Source organism: Kitasatospora papulosa (assembly GCF_000717245.1).
GTDB classification, from domain to species: Bacteria; Actinomycetota; Actinomycetes; order Streptomycetales; family Streptomycetaceae; genus Streptomyces; species Streptomyces papulosus.
Genome location: NZ_JNYQ01000002.1, coordinates 181,408 through 199,549, shown reverse-complemented (window position 1 = coordinate 199,549; position 18,142 = coordinate 181,408). Strand labels below are relative to the sequence as shown.

Here is an 18,142-nt window from a genome sequence, read left to right as displayed (position 1 = left end):
TGGACGGAGCAGGGGAGGCGGCGGAAGACATGACCGGCGGGACCGGCGAGCCCGGGGCGACGGAGGGCACCGGCCGCGACGAGGACGCGGTGTCACGCTTCGTCGAGCGCTTCGCGGCCGAGATGACGGAGGCGGGGATGCAGCGGATGGCCGCGCGCGTCTTCGCGTCGCTCCTCGCCGACGACGACGCGTCCATGACCTCCGCGGAGCTCGGCAGACAGCTCAGGATCAGCCCGGCCGCGGTGTCGGGAGCGATCAACTACCTCAGCCAGGTCCGCATGGTCGGCCGGGAGAGGGACCCCGGTTCACGCCGGGACCGCTACCGCCTGCACGACGAGATCTGGTACGCCACCTTCGCCGAGCGCGACCAGGTGCTGATCCGTTGGGAGCGCACGCTGCGGGACGGCGCACGCTCCCTCGGCGAGGACACCCCGGCCGGCGCGCGGCTCAAGGAGACGGCCGAGTTCTTCGCGTTCATGCAGACCGAACTGCTCGGCGTCCTGGAGCGGTGGCGGGAGAGCCGCACCGCTTCCGGCTGAGGCCGTGCGGGACGGGCTCACTCGTCCGCCGTCGGGAGCACCAGCCCCCAGGCGTCCGCGTGCACGGTCCAGGTGCGGGTCCTGACGGGACCCGCCACCTGTATGTCCGCGCGGTAGCGGAAGTCGGGCCCGGAGACCGTGACCGCCTTGGCCTCGGCCGTGTGCGTCTCTCCGGACGCCGTGCGGACCACCACGTCCGCCAGTCCGCCGTCGCCCTGGGCGGCCACCGAGAGCCCTTCGACCGGCTGGTCGAGGTCGTTCAGCAGGACCCCGTCGGCCTCCACCCGCAGCCGGTGGGACCCCGAGGGCCCGGCGGACGAGGGCGGAGCGGGCCGGACCAGGGAGGCCACCAGGGTGCGGCAGGTCTCCCAGACGGTGTGGGACGGGCCGGGCGAGGACGCGGCGGCCGGGATGCGCAGTTCGCCGAGGACCACCCCGTCGCTGTCGTCGACGAGAAGGTCCAGCCGCCTGCGGGCACCGTCGAGCGCGGTACGCGCCGCCGCGACCGCTCCCCGGGGCACGCCGAGGGCGTAGCTCAGCTCCAGTGTGTGCGCCGCGCCGACCGGGACCAGGGACAGGACGCTGTCGGCCAGCTCGCGCTCACGGTGGAGCTGGGACACGGCGCGCAGCAGCGCGTGGTCGTCGCCGACGACGACCGGGCGTCTGGAGCCCCGCCGGGACAGGGCCCTGGCGAACTCGTCGGGGCCGTCCGCGAAGCAGATCTTGGCGTGCGCGCCCGCGCTCAGGACGTCCTTCGCGATGCGCACGGACTCCCCGTCGTAGCGGCGGGCAAGGGGGTCGATGAGCACGAGTAGCTGGTGGTCGCCGTCGCCGGGGGGCTCTGCAGCCGACACCTCGGTCCTTCCTCGGGTAGCATCTTGGTGCAAGAGCCCCTTGCGCTATTGCGCCAGGGGCTTGGTCTATTCCGGGGCACCCGGTTCGACGGCTCAGGCTTTGCCGTACATCGTCGTGCGGCAGGTACGACCTTTACGTACGCCCCCTGGCCTTGGACATGCCCCGCCCGGAAGGGGTGTACGCCTGTGCCCGCACTTGTGCTGCTCGGTGCTCAGTGGGGTGACGAGGGCAAGGGGAAGGCCACCGACCTCCTCGGTGGATCCGTTGACTACGTGGTGCGTTACCAGGGCGGCAACAATGCCGGCCACACGGTCGTCGTGGGCGACCAGAAGTACGCGCTGCATCTGCTCCCCTCCGGAATCCTCTCGCCCGGATGTACTCCGGTCATCGGTAACGGTGTCGTCGTCGATCCGGCGGTCCTGCTCTCCGAGCTGAGCGGCCTGAACGAGCGGGGCGTCGACACGTCCAAGCTCCTGATCAGCGGCAACGCTCATTTGATCACTCCGTACAACGTCACCGTCGACAAGGTGACGGAACGCTTCCTCGGTAAGCGCAAGATCGGTACGACCGGGCGCGGTATCGGCCCGACGTACGCCGACAAGATCAACCGCGTGGGCATCCGCGTCCAGGACCTCTACGACGAGTCGATCCTGGAGCAGAAGGTCGAGGCCGCGCTGGAGCAGAAGAACCAGCTGCTCGCCAAGGTCTTCAACCGGCGCGCGATCGAGTCCGGCAAGATCGTCGAGGAGATGCTCCAGTACGCTGAGCAGATCAAGCCGTTCGTCGCGGACACGACGCTGATCCTGAACAACGCCATCGACGAGGGCAAGGTCGTCCTGTTCGAGGGCGGCCAGGGAACCCTGCTGGACGTCGACCACGGCACGTATCCCTTCGTCACCTCGTCGAACCCGACCGCGGGCGGCGCCTGCACCGGTGCCGGCGTGGGCCCGACGAAGATCAGCCGGGTCATCGGCATCCTCAAGGCCTACACCACCCGCGTCGGTGCCGGACCCTTCCCGACCGAACTTCTCGACGAGGACGGCGAGGCACTGCGCCGGATCGGCGGGGAACGCGGTGTCACCACCGGCCGTGACCGTCGCTGCGGCTGGTTCGACGCCCCGATCGCGCGGTACGCGACCCGGGTCAACGGCCTCACCGACTTCTTCCTCACCAAGCTGGACGTGCTGACCGGCTGGGAGCGGATCCCGGTGTGCGTGGCGTACGAGATCGACGGCAAGCGCGTCGAGGAGCTCCCGTACAACCAGACCGACTTCCACCACGCGAAGCCGATCTACGAGACGCTGCCGGGCTGGTCCGAGGACATCACGAAGGCCAAGACCTTCGGTGACCTGCCGAAGAACGCGCAGGCGTACGTGAAGGCGCTGGAGGAGATGTCCGGCGCCCCGATCTCCGCGATCGGTGTCGGCCCCGGCCGCACCGAGACGATCGAGATCAACTCCTTCCTGTAGGAGTCACCGCGACGGCGGCCGGCCTGCCCGAGGCAGTGCCGGCCGCCGCTGTGTTCGTCACGCACGGTGCGTCCGGGGTCAGCCGGCCCGCCGGTAGGTGGCCGGCGCGTCCTCCTCGTCGGAATCCGTCCAGGCGAGCGACAGACCGTCGGCGCCCTTCATCTGCACCGTGCTGGTCCCGTCGCCCTCGCACTCGTCCTCGGGCTCGGCCGCCGTCACGGCCTGCGGGCCCAGGCGCAGCTCCTTGCTGTTCGCGTAGACGAGGACGCTCTCCTTCTCGCAGTGGTACGAGGGTCCGTCGCTGATGTACTTGGCGACGACCTCTCCGTACGCGCCCTGACTCAGCTCCAGCGTCGAGCTGTCGGGGGACGGCGAGCCGCCCGTCTCCACGTACTCCCACTTCCCGAGGAACTCGGCGGGGACGGGAGTGGCGTTCTCGACGCTCCTGCTGAGGACCGCGGTCTCACCGTCGTCGTCCGTCCAGATGAGCGTGCCGTCGCCCGCGGCGCGGACCGTCTGCCGGCCGCCGTCGGAGCAGGCTTCCTCGGGGATGCTGCTGAGCGCCCTGGACTCCAGCACCATCAGGTTGTCGAAGGAGACCAGCTTGGCGGCGCCGTTGCACAGCGCGTCGTCGAACGAGTTGAACGTCGTGGCGACATCGGCGCCCACCCCGCCCTGGGTGATGGTGATGCGGCGGAAGGAGTACGGCCGTTGCTCGCTGTCCTTGCCCGCGCCCTCCCAGGTGCCCAGGTACTCCTTGCCGATCACGCCCTCGACGGCGGCGGACGGGTCCGAGGACGGCCCCGGGGACGAGGCGTCGTCCGCGGCCGGCTCCGCGGACGACTCTCCGCCCCGCTCCGACGGGTCCGGTGAGGCCGCGGACCCCTTGCCGTCCCTGTCGTCGGAACTGCCGCTCATGGTCGCGTAGGTGATCCCGCCCGCGATCAGGGCGACGGCGGCGACCGCCGCGGCGACGATCAGCGCGGTGCGCCGCGGCCGGCCGGCGGGAGGCCGGGGGCCGTCGGGGCGGGCGCCCGCCTGCGGCCCCGGGTCCGCGGGGGCGTCCAGGGGAGCGCCGAACACGCCCAGTTGCGCGGGTGCGGACGGCGGGGGCGGCGTCGGCTCGGGGCCGGGGAGCGGCACGGTGGGCGGGGTGGGAGTCGCAGCCGCGGCCGGTTCCGGCTGCGCCGGAGGTGCCTGCCGAGGTGGTGCGGAGGGCGGCGGGGTCGGCGGGCCCGACGGGAGCGGAGGCGTGATCCCGGTCGGGCGGGGTGCCGTGGCCGGCGGCGGGGGCGTCGCGCCCGGGGGCGGCCCGGCGGGCCGCGCGGGGACGCGCTGTCCGGGGCCCTCGGAGTCCAGCAGTTCGGCGGCCTTGCGGCCGAGCTCGGCGATCAGCGCGCCCGGCAGCCACGGCTCCGTGTCCTGCGCCACCTCCTGCGTACGCGCCACGACCTCCTCCGGGGCCGGGCGGTCGGCCGGGTCCTTCGCCAGGCAGGCGCCCACCAGCTCGGTGAGGCCCGCCGGGAGGCCGGTCAGGTCGGGCTGCTCCTGGGCGATCCGGTACATCACCGCGTGCATGCCGCTCTCGGAGGACCCGAAGGGATGCCGGCGCGTACCGGCGAACGCCAGCACCGATCCCAGCGAGAAGACGTCGCTGACGGGCGTCAGGGCCTCGCCGCGCACCTGCTCCGGGGACATGTAGCCGGGAGAGCCGATCACCGCGCCGGTCCGGGTCAGCTTGCCGTCGGCGGTCACCGCGTCGAGCGCCCGGGCGATCCCGAAGTCGATGACGCGCGGTCCGTCGATGGTCACCAGGACGTTGGCGGGCTTGAGGTCGCGGTGGATCAGCCCGGCCGTGTGGACCGCGGTCAGTGCCTGGGCGAGCCGGTGGGCCAGGATGCGCACCGAGCGCTCCGGCAGGGGCTCGGTCCGTCCGGCGAGCACCGCGTGCAGCGACGGGCCGGGGACGTACGTCGTGGCGACCCAGGGCGCCGGGGCGTCGGTGTCCGCGTCGAGCACGGCCGCGGTCCACAGACCGCCGACCCGGCGGGCCGCCGCGATCTCCTGTGCGAAGCGCCTGCGGAACTCGGGTTCCGTCGCGAGTTCGGAGCGTACGAGCTTCACGGCGACGGTCCGTCCGCCGGCCGAACGCGCCAGGTACACCTCACCCATGCCGCCCGCGCCCAGGCGGGCGAGGAGGCGGTAGGGACCGATGTGTGAAGGGTCGTCATGTGTCAGCTGATCCACCGTCGGATCCTCGCACAGGGCAACGGGCCCGGGGGCGGGGGCGGCACGCTGTGGTGCAGTTCCGTTACGCGGCGGTGCGCGTGGCCGTGGGGCAGGTGCGAGCACGGTGTCCGGTGCGGCGGGTTCCGCCTCCTGGCGCGGGTGTCAGTCCTCCCCGCAGAGCCGCATCCCCTTCGGGGTGGCGCACGGCAGGTGGCCGTTGGTGCGCATGATCTCCTCGCCGTAGTTGTCCAGGTAGTTCAGGAAACCGGCGACCAGGGAGTTGGCGGGGGGCGACCCGTAGGTGTAGGCGTACTCGATCTCCCGGTACGGGTAGCCGCTGGTGGCGAGCGTGTCCACGGACGGGGTGGTGCCGTCGATGGACACGCGGTGCGCACCGTCGGGGACGTCGCCGCCCCGTAGTTCGCTGTAGCCGATCGCCCCGTCCAGCTCGGCCACCTCGGCCAGGACCTGGTCCGTGCCGTCGAGTTCGCAGCGGAGCACGGGGGCGTCGGCGTAGTCCTTGGTGACGCAGTCGCGGGAGGACGTGGCGAGCTCGTTGGCGTCGAGGACGCGGCGCTGGAAGACCTCGCGCGTACCGGAGTTGGCGTCCCGGCTGACGAGCCGGATCTCCAGGTCGGGTCCGCCGGGGATCTGGTTCCAGTTGCGGATCTCGCCGCGGTGGATGCGTCTGATCCGGTCCAGGGAGAGGTCGGTCACCGGAACCGAGTCGTTGACGACGAGGGAGAACAGCGAGATCGCGACCCGCTTCTCGCGCAGCTGCGTGAGCGCGGCGGGCCGGGGGCCGTCGGACAGGGCGATCATGGAGGGGGAGCCCGCGGAGCCGGCCTTGGCGCCCAGTGCGTCGAGCTTCCGCACCCCGGCGTTGCTGCCATGGACGTCCAGACGGATCGTGGCGCCCTCGCACTCGTCCTCGTACGTCTTCCCCAGCTCCTCCAGGACCGGCTTGAACGCCGTGGAGCCGGTGACCGTGAGGGTGCCGGCCGCGCAGTCCATCGGCGGCGGGGAGTCGTCCCGTACGACGATGATGCCGGCGAGGGTGACGACGCAGGCGGTGAGCGCCACGGTGACGATCCTGGCCGCGGGGCCGAACAGCGGGGGCTTCTCGTCGGGGCGGGCGGCCTTGTTCCGCGCCACCGCCCCGTCCCTGATGCCTCCGGTGACCGTGACCGGGCCGCCCACGTGCGAACCGGTCAGCAGGACCAGGAGCTTGAAGTGCTCGTTGCGGTTGAGGGGCACGCGCGGCAGCCGGATGACCGAACCCTGGTGCCGCAGCCCGGCGGCGGGGGTGAAGTGGTCCATCAGGTGATCGGCGTCCGGCGAATGGGTCACGGCGATCCCCCGTACCGTGCGCCCGATGAACTCGACCGTCAGCCCGTGGAGTTCACCGCGCCCCGTGTAGTCCTCGTCGGCGATCGACTGCGAGCCGTCGTTCTCGACGCGCAGCAGGACGAGCGTGGCGTCGGCCATGTCCGGGGTCTCGTCGAAGAGCCCCATCCGCACGTTGGCCCGGCCCTGGCTGACCTCGCTGCCGATCGGGGTGTCCATCTGCACGCGGTAGCCGATGCGCTTGCGGCGGGGGACCCGGCGTTCGTACCAGAGCACTCCCGCCGAGGTCACGACACCCAGGACGGCGGTGAGGAGGGCGACGACGTTCTCCGGACTGAACCACTCCATGTTCCTCGCGCTCCCCCGGGGGTGAGGTGGGCCGGACGGCGTCACCGTACGGGCGGGAAGGGGGAGGTGGGGGAGCCTCCGGATACCTTCCGGTGAAGTTCGTCTTGCGTTCAACAGGGTTGCGCCAGAGTCGAGTTGGGGGAGCGTCGACGAGTGACGAGTTCTGGTCTAGACCTTGACAGGTCCAGACCATCGACGCTTGAGTTGGTGCACCCCCCATGGCGGCGCACGCTCGGCGCGGGCGCCGCGACGAAGGAGTCATCACGTGGCCAAACGTGTCATGAGCCTGATCGCCGCGCTGGGCGCGGTCATCGCGACGTTCGTCTTCCTCCCCGCCTCCACCGCGTCGGCCGCCGCCTGCGCCCCGGCCTGGAACGCCTCCTCCGTCTACGTGGGCGGAGGCTCGGCCTCGTACAACGGGCACAACTGGTCCGCGAAGTGGTGGACGCAGAACGAGCGGCCCGGTACGGCCGACGTCTGGGCCGACCAGGGCACGTGCGGGTCCGGCGGCACCGAGGAGCCGAACCCCTCGGGCTTCGTCGTGAGCGAGTCCCAGTTCAACCAGATGTTCCCGAGCCGGAACGGCTTCTACACCTACAGCGGCCTCACCGCCGCGCTGAGCGCCTACCCCGGCTTCGCCAAGACCGGCAGCGACACGGTCAAGAAGCAGGAGGCGGCGGCGTTCCTCGCCAACGTCAGCCACGAGACCGGCGGCCTCGTGCACATCGTCGAGCAGAACACCGCGAACTACCCGCACTACTGCGACACCAGCCAGTCGTACGGCTGCCCGGCCGGTCAGGCCGCCTACTACGGCCGTGGCCCGATCCAGCTGAGCTGGAACTTCAACTACAAGGCCGCGGGTGACGCCCTCGGCATCGACCTGCTCCGCAACCCCTGGCAGGTGGAGCAGAACGCGGCCGTGGCCTGGAAGACCGGCCTCTGGTACTGGAACACCCAGTCCGGCCCCGGCACCATGACGCCCCACAACGCCATCGTCAACGGCGCCGGCTTCGGTGAGACCATCCGGTCCATCAACGGCAGCATCGAGTGCAACGGCGGCAACCCCGCCCAGGTGCAGAGCCGCATCGACAAGTACAAGGCGTTCGTCCAGATCCTGGGCACCACGCCCGGCTCGAACCTGAGCTGCTGAGCCCGGCCCCACCCCGGGGAGAGGGGGCGCGCCCGGCAGCGGCCGGACGTGCCCCCGTCTCGCGTGTCCGGCGCTCCGCCGGCCCCGGCGCGTCCCCGATTCGTCCTCCGGCACGGGGGGTTGGCAGGATCACCCACCATGGACACGGACAGCACCGGAAACCCGCCCACGACCACCGCGGACCGTCTCGCCCGGATCGACGAGGTCCTCACCCTGCCCTTCCCCGCAGGTGAGGAGAGCGAGGACAGCGGTGCGCACAGCAGCGGCCCGGGACACCACCTGCTGATCCTGCGGGCGAGCCAGGACTTCTGGGACGACCGCTCCCCCGAGGTCGTCGAGCCCGCCGAGCAGGAGATCGAGGTCGAGTTCAGCGCCCTGGCGACCGCGCTGAGCGAGCGGTGGGGCGAGCCGGAGACCGTCGACCTCTGGCCCTTCCTGGACCGGGACGACGACGCGGGCGTCGCACCGGAACCGATCGGGCAGCTCTGCAACCTGGCGGGCAGCATGCAGGTCTGGCGTGTGCCCGGGGGCACCCGGTGGCTCGGTCTCGCCGTCGGGCAGGCCGACCCCGAGTTCCCCATCTGGCTGCTGGCCGGGGTCGGGGAGTCGGCGATTCTTCCGGGCTGAGCCCCGGACGGCGGTCAGAGCAGTGACGGCTTCACCGACATCAGCAGGTGCTCGTGGGCGGACGGGCCCGCGCCCTCGCCGCTGATCATCGCGCGCTGTCCCGGCCCCAGCAGCCTCATCCTGACCGTCGCGTCCTCGAAGGAGGACAAGGCGTCCGTCAGATAGGCGGGGTTGAAGGCCACCGTCATCTCCCCGGCGCCGTCGAAAGCCGCGGGCAGCCGCTGCGCGGCCACGTCGTCCTCGAATCCCGCCTGGAGCAGGGCCGAGCCGTCGGGCCCGGGGGAGAACGTCATCTGCAGCGGGCTCCCGCCGTCCGCGACCACGGAGACCCGCCTGACGGCCTCCACCAGACGCGCCCGGTCCATCACCGCGACCGCGGTGTCCCCGAGCGCGAACAGCTTGTCGTGGCGGGGCAGTCTGCCGTCCAGCAGCCGCACCGTCGTGCGCGTCCCGGCGTGCTCGAATCCGGCCGACCCCCCGTCCACGGAGACGTCGACCCTGCCGGACCTGCCGAGCGACCGGGCGATCTCGGTCAGCCGGCGGGCCGACACGACGACGTCGGCCGTCACGTCCGGCGCCTTCGCCTCGAACGGAAGCGTGCGCACCGCGAAGCGGTACCGGTCCGTGGCCGCGAGGGTCATCGTGGAGCCGTCGAGACCGAGACGGATGCCGGTGAGCGTCGGCAGGGTGTCGTCCCGCCCCGCGGCCACCGCCACCTGGGCGACGGCCGAGCCGAACTCCCCGGCGTCCACCGTCCCGCGTACGTCCGGCAGCGGCGGCAGCGCCGGGTAGTCGTCGAGGGGAAGTATCGAGAGACCGAAACGGGAGCCGTCCCCGGTGACCGTGAGGCGCGAGCCCTCCACCGCGCACTCCACGGGTCCCTCGGGCAGCACCTTGCAGATGTCGAGCAGCCGCCGCCCCATGACCAGCACCTTCCCCGGCCGGACGGTGTGCGCCTGGGTCTCGACGCGTGCGGAGGCCTCGAAGTCCAGCCCGGACACCCGGAGCCGGCCCGTGTCCGCGTCGAGGAGGAGACCGCCGAGGACGGGGACCGGCGAGCGCGCGGGCAGCACCCGGGCGGCCCGCGAGACGGCATCGGTCAGTGCGCCACGTTCCATGCGGAATTCCACGGCAGGGTGCCTCTCGTCCGGCGTGCGTCACGGTCGGGACGAACGCTAGGCGGAGCCACTGACAATCGGCGCGGACCGGCGACGGCGACCGCGCCCCGGGCCCGCACGGCCCTCACCCCGCGGCTGCCTCAGCCCGACTTCCTGTACGTCAGGCTCTCCCCGGAGGACGCGATCTCACGTCGCAGCCCGCCGTCGGGCAGCAGCGTCAGGATGGTGGGCTTTCCCGGGCTGCACGACGTCATGGGCTCGCCCTCGGTGATCCGGGAGGCCCCGACGCGGACGGACTCCTCCGAGGAGGACGCGCTCTCCAGGTCGGCCTGGAACACGCAGCGGTAGGAACCCCCGGTGTCGAGCGGGCCCTCGGCGGTGAGGGTCAGCACGCGGTCGCCCACCCCGCCCTGTTCGACGACGAGTTGCCGGGTGGACGTGCCCTCTCCGCCGACCCGCGCGGTCCAGGTGCCCAGGAGTCCGGAGGGGACCGCGCCGTCGGCGTTCTTGCCTTCGTGCTTCGTGTCGCCCCCCGTCGTTCCGCCCCCGGACGATCCGCCGGTGGACGAGGCCGTCGAGCCGCCCGCGCCCTGCGTGAGCGCGTAGACGCCCCAGCCCGCCCCCGCGGCGACGAGCAGCGCCACGGCGACCAGCAGCAGGACGGAGCCCGCTCCGCGGCGGCGCGGGTGCGCGGGCGGGGCGAAGGTGGCAGCCGGGCCGTGCGGGGGCGTGGGGCCGTAGCCGTATCCGTAGGCGGGGGCCTGGGGCCCGGGGTATCCGTACGCCTGCCGCGGTGCGGGGGCCGGGTGCGGCGCGGGCACGGGAGGGGCGACCCGCGTGGGCGCCGGGTGCGTGGCCGCGGGCTGTCGGACCGGTGCGTGCGGCGGCGTGGGCGCGGATGCCGGCGGGGACTGCTCCGGGCCGTGCTCCTCCGGGTCCTCGGAGTCCAGCAGTTCCACGGCGTGCCGGCCCAACTGGGCGATCAGCGCGCCGGGCAGCCACGGTTCCGTCGTGTCGGTGTCGCCCAGCCGTTCCAGCACGGCCTCCGTGGAGGGGCGTGCGGCAGGGTCCTTCTCCAGACAGTCCCGGACCACGTCGACCAGGTTGGCGGGCACGCCGGTGAGGTCCGGTTCCTCCTGCGCGATCCGGTACATCAGGGCGTGGATCCTGCTGTCCGCCGCACCGAACGGCAGCCGCCCGGTCGCCGCGTACGCCAGGACGGAACCCAGGCAGAACACGTCGCACGCGGTCGTCACGCGTTCGCCGCGCACCTGCTCGGGCGCCATGAAGCCGGGTGAGCCGATCATCGCGCCGGTGCGGGTGAGACCTCCGTCGGCGACGGTGTCCAGAGCCCGGGCGATGCCGAAGTCGATGACCCGGGGGCCGTCGATCGTCACCAGGACGTTGGACGGTTTCAGGTCCCGGTGGATCAGTCCGGCACGGTGGATGTCCTGGAGGGCCCCGGCGAGCCCGGCGCCCAGGAGCCGGACCGAGCGTCCGGGGAGCGGTCCGTACGCCCCGGACCCGGCCACCGGGGCGCCGGGGCGGCCCGAGACGATGCGGTGGAGCGAGGGGCCGGCGACGTAGCCGGTGGCCACCCACGGCACCGCGTCGTCCACTCCGGCGTCGAGCACCGGTGCGGTCCAGGAACCGCCGACCTTCCGGGCGGCCTGGACCTCGGCCCGGAAACGGTCCCGGAACTGCTGCTGCTCGGCCAGCTCGGGGCGGACCAGCTTGATGGCGACGGTGCGGCCCCGGTCCGAGCGTGCCAGGAACACCTGGCCCATCCCGCCTGCGCCGAGTCGCCCCAACAGCCGGTATCTGCCGATGCGTTGCGGATCGCCGGAGCCCAGCTTCTCCATGGTGCGCTTCCTCCCCGTACCGGCTGTGTCGGGCCGTGGGTCGAGGATAGCGGCGGACCTGCGCGGCGGCCGCCCACGGTCCCGCGGGGCGGCCGGTCCGGTCACTCCCGGGAGGACTCCGGCGGCCGCCCGGCCGGGGAGGTCAGGGTGTCCACGGCGGCGGAGAGCCGCTCCAGCACCTGGACGGTACGGGCGAACTCCTCCTCGCCCAGGGCTCCGGCCAGCCGCTCCGCGAACTCCGCGTGGGCGGGGCCGATCCGGTCCACCGCCGCACGGCCCTCCGGGGTGGGCCGGAGCAGTTTGGCCCGTCGGTGGGCCGGGTTGGCGACGTACTCGGCGAGGCCCCCGTCCACCAGCAGATCGGCGATCCGCTGCACGCTCTGCCGGGTGATCCCCATCGCGCGGGCGATCCCCGCCACGGGGAGCGGCTCGCTCAGGACCGCGCCGAGGACCTGCCACCGTGCCGCGGTGAGGCCGGCGGGAGAGGCCAGTTCCTCGGCGACGGACAGGAACCGGCCGTTGAGGCGGAACACCCCGATCGCGGTGCGGCTGAACCGGTCCGGGTTCGCCGTGCCTCCGGCGTCCGTCGCGCTCATCCTTCGAGCACCTCGTAGGCGCTCGCGTCCGAGTCGTGGAAGAGCCGGTACCAGGCGTCCAGCTTCTCCGCCCCGAACACCCCGAGGAGTCCGAAGATCTCGCGGGCGAAGGCGACCGGCTCGGTCGGTCCCGCCGTGACGAGGGCGCCACGGGGCGCCCCGCCGGCGTCCGTACCGCGATCCGTCACCGCGTCGGCCTCCACGTAGCGCGCACCGCCCGCGTACCCCGTGGCCGCCAGGTAGAAGGACACGGCGCTCGTGTGGGCGCGGTCGTCGAGCAGCCCTTCCCGGGCCAGCCCCGCGGTGGCCCCGCAGATGGCCGCCACGGGGGTACCGGCCTCCAGGAAGGTCCGCGCCGCCCGGGCGAACGGCGTGAGGGTGTCGCCGGTGTCCCACAGGGAAGCGCCCGTGAGGAGCAGCAACGCGCTGTCGTCGGGGTCCAGTTCGTCCAGCGTGAGATCCGGCTGGACACGCAGTCCGCCCATGGTGGTGACAGGTGCCGAGGTGAGGCCCACGGTCCGCACGGTGTAGCCGTGCCCGGTGAGCTGCGCTGTCGCGAAGCCCGGTTCCCAGTCGGCGAAGGTGTCGTAGACAGCCAGGTGGACGGTCGTGCGAGTCATGGTGACCTCCGGTGGCGAAGCGCGGAACCTTATGACAGTAGGCTGTCATAAATGACAGAATGCTGTCAACTGTTCCCCCCGTCCCGGACGGCGACCCGACACCCTGCCGAGCCGGGCGGCCCGCGCCGTACACAGTGGCCATGGAGATCGGCCGTGGCGGCCGCATACGCTCGCCGCATGAGCACCGATGCCTCTCGCGCCCCGTACACCGACTCCGCGGCGGGCGCGGCCGTGAAGGCCGCCGACCGCGCGCACGTGTTCCACTCCTGGTCCGCCCAGGGCCTGATCGACCCGCTCGCCGTCGCCGGCGCCGAGGGGGCGTACTTCTGGGACTACGACGGCAACCGCTATCTGGACCTCACCAGCGGTCTGGTCTTCACCAACATCGGCTACCAGCACCCCGTCGTGGTCGCCGCGATCCAGGAACAGGCGGGAAAGCTGGCCACGTTCGCTCCCGCCTTCGCCGTCGAGGCGCGCTCCGAGGCGGCCCGCCTCATCGCCGAGCGCACCCCTGGCGACCTGGACAAGATCTTCTTCACCAACGGTGGTGCCGAGGCCGTCGAGAACGCCGTCCGCATGGCCCGGCTGCACACCGGACGCCACAAGGTGCTCTCCGCCTACCGCTCGTACCACGGGGCGACCGCCACCGCGATCAACCTCACCGGCGACCCGCGCCGCTGGGCGTCCGACACCGGGTCGGCGGGGGTCGTCCGTTTCTGGGCGCCGTTCCTCTACCGCTCGCCGTTCTACGCGCAGACCGAGGCCGAGGAGTGCGCCCGCGCGCTCCAGCACCTCGAGGACACGCTGGCCTTCGAGGGGCCGGCGACCGTCGCCGCCGTCGTCCTGGAGACGATCCCCGGCACGGCGGGCATCATGACGCCGCCGCCCGGCTATCTCGCGGGTGTCCGTGAGATCTGCGACCGGCACGGGATCGTCTTCGTCCTGGACGAGGTGATGGCCGGATTCGGGCGCACCGGGAAGTGGTTCGCCGCCGACCACCACGGCGTCGTCCCGGACCTCATGACGTTCGCGAAGGGCGTCAACTCCGGTTACGTACCGCTCGGCGGGGTCGCGATCAGCGCCGAGATCGCCGCCACCTTCGACACCCGCCCCTACCCCGGCGGACTCACGTACTCCGGCCACCCGCTGGCCTGTGCCGCGGCCGTCGCCACGATCCAGGTGATGGAGGACGAGAAGATCGTCGAGGGCGCCGCGCACCTCGGTGAGCACGTGCTCGGCCCCGGTCTGCGCGAGCTCGCCGGGCGCCACCCGTCCGTCGGCGAGGTGCGCGGGCTCGGCGCGTTCTGGGCGCTCGAACTGGTCCGTGACAGGGAGACCCGGGAGCCCCTGGTCCCGTACAACGCGACGGGTGAGGCCAACGGTCCGATGGCGGCCTTCGGCGCGGCGTGCAAGAAGAACGGCCTCTGGCCCTTCATCAACATGAACCGCACCCACGTGGTCCCCGCCTGCAACATCACCGAGGCCGAGGCGAAGGAGGGGCTGACGGCCCTGGACACGGCCCTCTCGGTCGCCGACGAGTACACCGTGTAGACGCCCCCGTCCGCGACGCCCTCCCCCGTGCCCGGAACCGGGCACCTGCCCTGGCTTATGGTGACCCAAGCCGAGAACGGGAGGGGGGCGTCATGGGTGCGGGCGGAGGCGTGACCCGCAGTACGCTGCGGCAGCAGATCGCCGACGCACTGCGTGACGAGGTCCTCGCGGGGCGTATGCGGCCACGGGTGGAATTCACCGTCAAGCAGATCGCCGAGCAGTACGGGGTGTCGGCGACCCCTGTACGCGAAGCACTCTTCGACCTGAGCGCGCAGGGGCTGCTCGAATCGGACCAGCACCGCGGCTTCCGGGTCCGCGAGTTCACCGTCGCCGACTACCGGTCGATGGTCGAGGCCCGCGCCCTGGTCATAGACGGGGTGTTCCGGGGGATCTTCGACGGAACCGGCTCGGCGCCCACCGTGCTGGCCGCCCACCTGCCCGCGCTCGTGTCCGTACGCCGCCGGGCCGAGGAGGCCACCCGCGCCGCGCTCAGCGGCGACCTGGACATCCTCATCGGCTACGACCTGAGGTTCTGGCGGGAGCTCGGAGCCGTCATCGGCAACATCTACATCAACGACTTCCTGCAGCGGCTCCGGATGCAGGCGTGGATCTTCGCCGTCCCGTACCTCCGGGGCGACGCCGACGTGCGCGACTGGCTGTGGAACGGCCACCGGGAGCTGGTGGAGGCGATCACGGCCGCGGACGGGCCCGCCGTACGCGCGGTGCTGGACGCCTACTACGCGCACGGAATGGACTGGGCGGACCGGCTGGCCGCCGGCAACCCCCCGCACCCGGGCCACGGCTGAGCGCCGGAAGGCCCGGCCGGCACCCCGCACCCTGTGCGCGGGGTCCCGGCCGCATTACGCTGTCCCGACCATCGCACGAACCCGTTGGAGAGCGAGACTTCGTGGCCTGTGACCTGTGGCTGGTCCCCCTCGTCGATGTGCTGTGCCACAGCCCCGACAACCCGTTCGCCGAAGAGATCGCCGTCTACGACAAGGCGCTGACCGAGGCGGGGCTGCCGCCCGTGCCCGTCTACGCCTACATGCCAGGACTCACCGGGGACGTCGCCCCGGTCGCGGGCTTCGACTACGACGCCCTGCACTTCCTGCGCCGCGCCTACCTGCTTCAGCTGAGCGGTCTCGCGGTCACGCCCGTCGACGAACTCGGCGGGGACTACGAGCAGTTGCTGGAGATGTTCGAGCAGAGCGCGCAGGAGTCGCACCTGGTGTGGCACTACGACCACGCCGGGGCGTACGTCCCGCTGGACTTCCCCCGCCCGCTCTCCGGCGACCAGCTCCTGGAGGGTGGCGGCCCGCTGGGTTCCTCCCACGGACTGCTGCGTGAGCTGGAGTTCGTCGCCCCGTCCATCGGGATCGACCCGGCGAACCCGCCGGCCGCTCCCGTGCCGCCGGCCGGCCCGACCACGCTGGAGGAACCGGCCGCCCCGCTCCCGTACGACGACAGTCCCTTCGCCCGGGAGCGGCACGTCTGGCTGGGCCTGCACGCGGCGGCCACCCGCAGCCTCGCGCAGGGCTCGATGATCATCTTCAGCTAGGCCGGACCGCCGCCCCGCGCTCGAGTCCGGACCGCCGCCCCCCTGCTCGTGAGGCGGGGCGGCTCCGGCTTCAGCGGGGCGGCTCCGGCTTCAGCGGGGCGGCTCCGGGGGGCGCTGGCGCGGCATGTTCGGACGCGCCACCGCGGGCATGGTGAACCGGCCGGGCGCGGACCCGGCCTCGGGGCGGCCGCCCGGACCGCCCGTCACCAGCGACTGCATCCCCATGGGCGCGGGACCGGCCCGGAACTCCACCATCCAGTCCGCCGTCTCCATCCGGACGAGCTCGGTGATGTCCTCGGAGAACCGGCGCAGCACCCCCAGGCACCGCTCCGCGGCCTCGCTGGCGGTGCCCTCCGTGGGCCCGAGCACCTCGCGGACGCACTCCGAGGACCAGTCGAACTGGAGCACCTGGAGGCGCCGCTGCACGGCCTGTGCCGTCGCGAGGTTCCTTATCCAGCCGGAGGTCAGTCCGAAGTACCGGTCGCACGCCATGCAGGCGGCGCCCAGCAGGAGCGACAGATAGCCCCAGCCGGCCGAGCCGTGCAGCTCCCCGGTGAGGTCGAGCAGGGGGAGCGCCGCACCGGCCACCACCCCTGCCGCGGTACCGACCCGAAGCAGTCGGGCCGTGCGCCGCTTACGGATCCGGTCGCGCAGATACCAGTCGGCGGTCTCGATGGCGCCGGCCTCGACCCAGCGGTACAGCTCGTCGAGCCGTTCCGCCGGTTCGCCCCAGTCCCCGAGGGGGAAGGCGCGGCCGGTCAGATCCCGGGGGCTCGAAACGTAGCGCGAACCGGAAGGCTCGGTTCCGGTGCCTGCACCGGATCCCGCGCCTGACTCCTTGCGGGGCGGCCCCTCGGGCTGCATCTCCGGCTGACTCACCGGGGCACTCCTCTGCACTCTGCGCTCGGCGCGTATCGACGCGGGTCGGCACGGTCTCGGTCATGGAGGGGGCGGATCCCGGCATATGACCGGGCCCCCACCGTGTAACTCTGCGTTACCTTCAGCATGCGTACGGGTACGGATACGCATGCTCTTCCTACCGCCGAATGGTGGGCCACGGGGTCGAAATCGCTGGATTCCCCGGTGTGCACGGCCTCTGGTCAGGTATAGGAGCACGGCAGAGGCTATTCAGAACTCACCCGAAAGAGTTGGTCGCCTGCGGGTGGGGCACGGCGTCCGGCGAACACGTAGGCTCGGCGTACCGAAACAATCCGTCGTCGAAATGCCAGGAGTGACCGTGATTCCCGGTGGTGGTCAGCCCAACATGCAGCAGCTGCTCCAGCAGGCCCAGAAGATGCAGCAGGACCTTGCCGCGGCCCAGGAGGAGCTGGCCAGGACCGAGGTCGAGGGACAGGCGGGCGGTGGTCTCGTGAAGGCCACCGTGACCGGGTCCGGCGAGCTCCGCGCCCTGGTGATCGACCCGAGCGCGGTGGACCCGGAGGACACGGAGACGCTGGCCGACCTCGTGGTCGCCGCGGTCCAGGCGGCGAACGAGAACGCGCAGCAGCTCCAGCAGCAGAAGCTGGGCCCGCTGGCCCAGGGCCTCGGCGGCGGCATGCCGGGTCTTCCGTTCTGACCCCTGTGGCTACCCGGGCGTACCCGCTACGGTACGAGCAGGAAAAAGGAAAGGCGTTCCGTTGTACGAAGGCGTTGTTCAGGAGCTGATCGACGAGCTGGGCAGGCTGCCGGGCGTCGGTCCCAAGAGCGCGCAGCGGATCGCCTTCCACGTCCTGCAGGCCGAGCCCACCGACGTGCGCCGTCTGGCCCACGCCCTGCTCGAGGTCAAGGACAAGGTCCGGTTCTGCGAGATCTGCGGCAACGTCGCGCAGCAGGAGCAGTGCGGGATCTGCCGTGACGCCCGCCGCGACCGCTCGGTGATCTGCGTGGTCGAGGAGCCCAAGGACGTCGTCGCGATCGAGCGGACCCGTGAGTTCCGCGGCCGTTACCACGTGCTGGGCGGCGCGATCAGCCCGATCGAGGGCGTCGGCCCCGACGACCTGCGTATCCGGGAGCTGCTGGCCCGGCTCGCGGACGGCTCCATCACGGAGCTGATCCTGGCGACAGACCCCAACCTGGAGGGCGAGGCCACCGCGACGTACCTCGCCCGGATGGTCAAGCCGATGGGCCTGCGGGTCACGCGGCTGGCCAGCGGGCTGCCCGTCGGCGGCGACCTGGAGTACGCCGACGAGGTCACCCTCGGCCGCGCCTTCGAGGGAAGGCGGCTGCTCGATGTGTGACCCCTCGTCGTGCGCCCCGTCGTCTCACCGCGGCTT

17 protein-coding genes are annotated in these 18,142 nt (G+C 72.2%); 9 read left to right on the top strand and 8 right to left on the bottom strand.

The features are described 5' to 3' along the window. The first annotated feature begins 29 nt into the window (after positions 1-29). A complete protein-coding gene (locus IA22_RS0106370) occupies positions 30-539 on the top strand; it encodes a GbsR/MarR family transcriptional regulator (RefSeq protein ID WP_014155407.1) in 510 nt (169 codons plus the stop codon). A gap of 17 nt (positions 540-556) precedes the next feature. Here the strand turns inward: IA22_RS0106370 and IA22_RS0106365 are convergent, their stop codons facing one another. Then, on the bottom strand, positions 557-1,393 hold the full coding sequence (locus IA22_RS0106365; protein ID WP_030122975.1) for a diacylglycerol kinase family protein: 837 nt from the start codon (positions 1,391-1,393) through the stop codon (positions 557-559). Between the two features lie 186 nt (positions 1,394-1,579). Between IA22_RS0106365 and IA22_RS0106360 the strand changes: the two genes are divergently transcribed. After that, entirely contained in the window at positions 1,580-2,863 is a 1,284-nt protein-coding gene (locus IA22_RS0106360) for an adenylosuccinate synthase (RefSeq protein ID WP_014155409.1), read from the top strand. Between the two features lie 78 nt (positions 2,864-2,941). On the opposite strand, the gene IA22_RS0106355 is transcribed toward IA22_RS0106360, so the two are convergent. Then, positions 2,942-5,110, bottom strand: coding sequence for a serine/threonine-protein kinase (locus tag IA22_RS0106355; protein ID WP_030122974.1), 2,169 nt, complete (start codon positions 5,108-5,110; stop codon positions 2,942-2,944). 144 nt (positions 5,111-5,254) lie between these two features. Further along, positions 5,255-6,787, bottom strand: coding sequence for a substrate-binding domain-containing protein (locus tag IA22_RS0106350; RefSeq protein WP_030122973.1), 1,533 nt, complete (start codon positions 6,785-6,787; stop codon positions 5,255-5,257). A 265-nt stretch (positions 6,788-7,052) separates the two neighbouring features. On the opposite strand from IA22_RS0106350, the gene IA22_RS0106345 reads away from it, so the two are divergent. Next, positions 7,053-7,937, top strand: coding sequence for a glycoside hydrolase family 19 protein (locus IA22_RS0106345; protein WP_014155412.1), 885 nt, complete (start codon positions 7,053-7,055; stop codon positions 7,935-7,937). Between the two features lie 138 nt (positions 7,938-8,075). Further along, the gene (locus IA22_RS0106340) at positions 8,076-8,564 is read left to right on the top strand and encodes a hypothetical protein (protein WP_015577779.1); all 489 of its coding nucleotides are present in this window, start codon (positions 8,076-8,078) and stop codon (positions 8,562-8,564) included. A gap of 14 nt (positions 8,565-8,578) precedes the next feature. On the opposite strand, the gene dnaN is transcribed toward IA22_RS0106340, so the two are convergent. The 4 genes from dnaN to IA22_RS0106320 all read right to left on the bottom strand — a co-directional run bounded on the left by dnaN (position 8,579) and on the right by IA22_RS0106320 (position 12,760). Further along, on the bottom strand, positions 8,579-9,694 hold the full coding sequence (gene dnaN, locus IA22_RS0106335) for a DNA polymerase III subunit beta (protein WP_030122972.1): 1,116 nt from the start codon (positions 9,692-9,694) through the stop codon (positions 8,579-8,581). Positions 9,695-9,822: 128 nt separating this feature from the next. After that, positions 9,823-11,544: a serine/threonine-protein kinase gene (locus IA22_RS0106330; protein ID WP_030122971.1), complete on the bottom strand. Its 1,722-nt coding sequence runs from the start codon at positions 11,542-11,544 to the stop codon at positions 9,823-9,825. A gap of 101 nt (positions 11,545-11,645) precedes the next feature. After that, entirely contained in the window at positions 11,646-12,140 is a 495-nt protein-coding gene (locus IA22_RS0106325) for a MarR family winged helix-turn-helix transcriptional regulator (RefSeq protein WP_030122970.1), read from the bottom strand. Continuing rightward, positions 12,137-12,760 (bottom strand): DJ-1/PfpI family protein, encoded by a 624-nt coding sequence (locus IA22_RS0106320; protein ID WP_030122969.1) that lies wholly within the window; start codon positions 12,758-12,760, stop codon positions 12,137-12,139. Before IA22_RS0106320 ends, IA22_RS0106325 begins: the two co-directional genes overlap by 4 nt. A 177-nt stretch (positions 12,761-12,937) precedes the next feature. Here IA22_RS0106320 and IA22_RS0106315 point away from each other — a divergent pair, with 177 nt between their 5' ends. The 3 genes from IA22_RS0106315 to IA22_RS0106305 all read left to right on the top strand — a co-directional run bounded on the left by IA22_RS0106315 (position 12,938) and on the right by IA22_RS0106305 (position 15,869). After that, entirely contained in the window at positions 12,938-14,311 is a 1,374-nt protein-coding gene (locus IA22_RS0106315) for an aspartate aminotransferase family protein (protein WP_030122968.1), read from the top strand. A gap of 92 nt (positions 14,312-14,403) precedes the next feature. Continuing rightward, positions 14,404-15,117: a GntR family transcriptional regulator gene (locus IA22_RS0106310; protein WP_015577774.1), complete on the top strand. Its 714-nt coding sequence runs from the start codon at positions 14,404-14,406 to the stop codon at positions 15,115-15,117. A gap of 101 nt (positions 15,118-15,218) precedes the next feature. Then, entirely contained in the window at positions 15,219-15,869 is a 651-nt protein-coding gene (locus tag IA22_RS0106305) for a hypothetical protein (RefSeq protein WP_015577773.1), read from the top strand. A 90-nt stretch (positions 15,870-15,959) separates the two neighbouring features. On the opposite strand, the gene IA22_RS0106300 is transcribed toward IA22_RS0106305, so the two are convergent. Beyond that, on the bottom strand, positions 15,960-16,748 hold the full coding sequence (locus IA22_RS0106300; protein WP_014155421.1) for an SLATT domain-containing protein: 789 nt from the start codon (positions 16,746-16,748) through the stop codon (positions 15,960-15,962). 358 nt (positions 16,749-17,106) lie between these two features. On the opposite strand from IA22_RS0106300, the gene IA22_RS0106295 reads away from it, so the two are divergent. Together IA22_RS0106295 and recR are read left to right on the top strand one after the other, a co-directional pair. Next, positions 17,107-17,445, top strand: a complete 339-nt coding sequence (locus IA22_RS0106295) for a YbaB/EbfC family nucleoid-associated protein (protein ID WP_014155422.1) — start codon at positions 17,107-17,109, stop codon at positions 17,443-17,445. Between the two features lie 61 nt (positions 17,446-17,506). Beyond that, positions 17,507-18,106 (top strand): recombination mediator RecR, encoded by a 600-nt coding sequence (gene recR, locus IA22_RS0106290; RefSeq protein WP_014155423.1) that lies wholly within the window; start codon positions 17,507-17,509, stop codon positions 18,104-18,106. Positions 18,107-18,142 lie beyond the last annotated feature (36 nt).

Bases quoted from the DNA above. Each gene is read 5' to 3' on its own strand.
- IA22_RS0106370 (WP_014155407.1), top strand. From the start codon at position 30: ATGACCGGCGGGACCGGCGAGCCCGGGGCGACGGAGGGCACCGGCCGC.
- IA22_RS0106350 (WP_030122973.1), bottom strand. From the start codon at position 6,787: ATGGAGTGGTTCAGTCCGGAGAACGTCGTCGCCCTCCTCACCGCCGTC.
- IA22_RS0106340 (WP_015577779.1), top strand. From the start codon at position 8,076: ATGGACACGGACAGCACCGGAAACCCGCCCACGACCACCGCGGACCGT.
- IA22_RS0106330 (WP_030122971.1), bottom strand. From the start codon at position 11,544: ATGGAGAAGCTGGGCTCCGGCGATCCGCAACGCATCGGCAGATACCGG.
- IA22_RS0106325 (WP_030122970.1), bottom strand. From the start codon at position 12,140: ATGAGCGCGACGGACGCCGGAGGCACGGCGAACCCGGACCGGTTCAGC.
- IA22_RS0106320 (WP_030122969.1), bottom strand. From the start codon at position 12,760: ATGACTCGCACGACCGTCCACCTGGCTGTCTACGACACCTTCGCCGAC.
- IA22_RS0106315 (WP_030122968.1), top strand. From the start codon at position 12,938: ATGAGCACCGATGCCTCTCGCGCCCCGTACACCGACTCCGCGGCGGGC.
- IA22_RS0106310 (WP_015577774.1), top strand. From the start codon at position 14,404: ATGGGTGCGGGCGGAGGCGTGACCCGCAGTACGCTGCGGCAGCAGATC.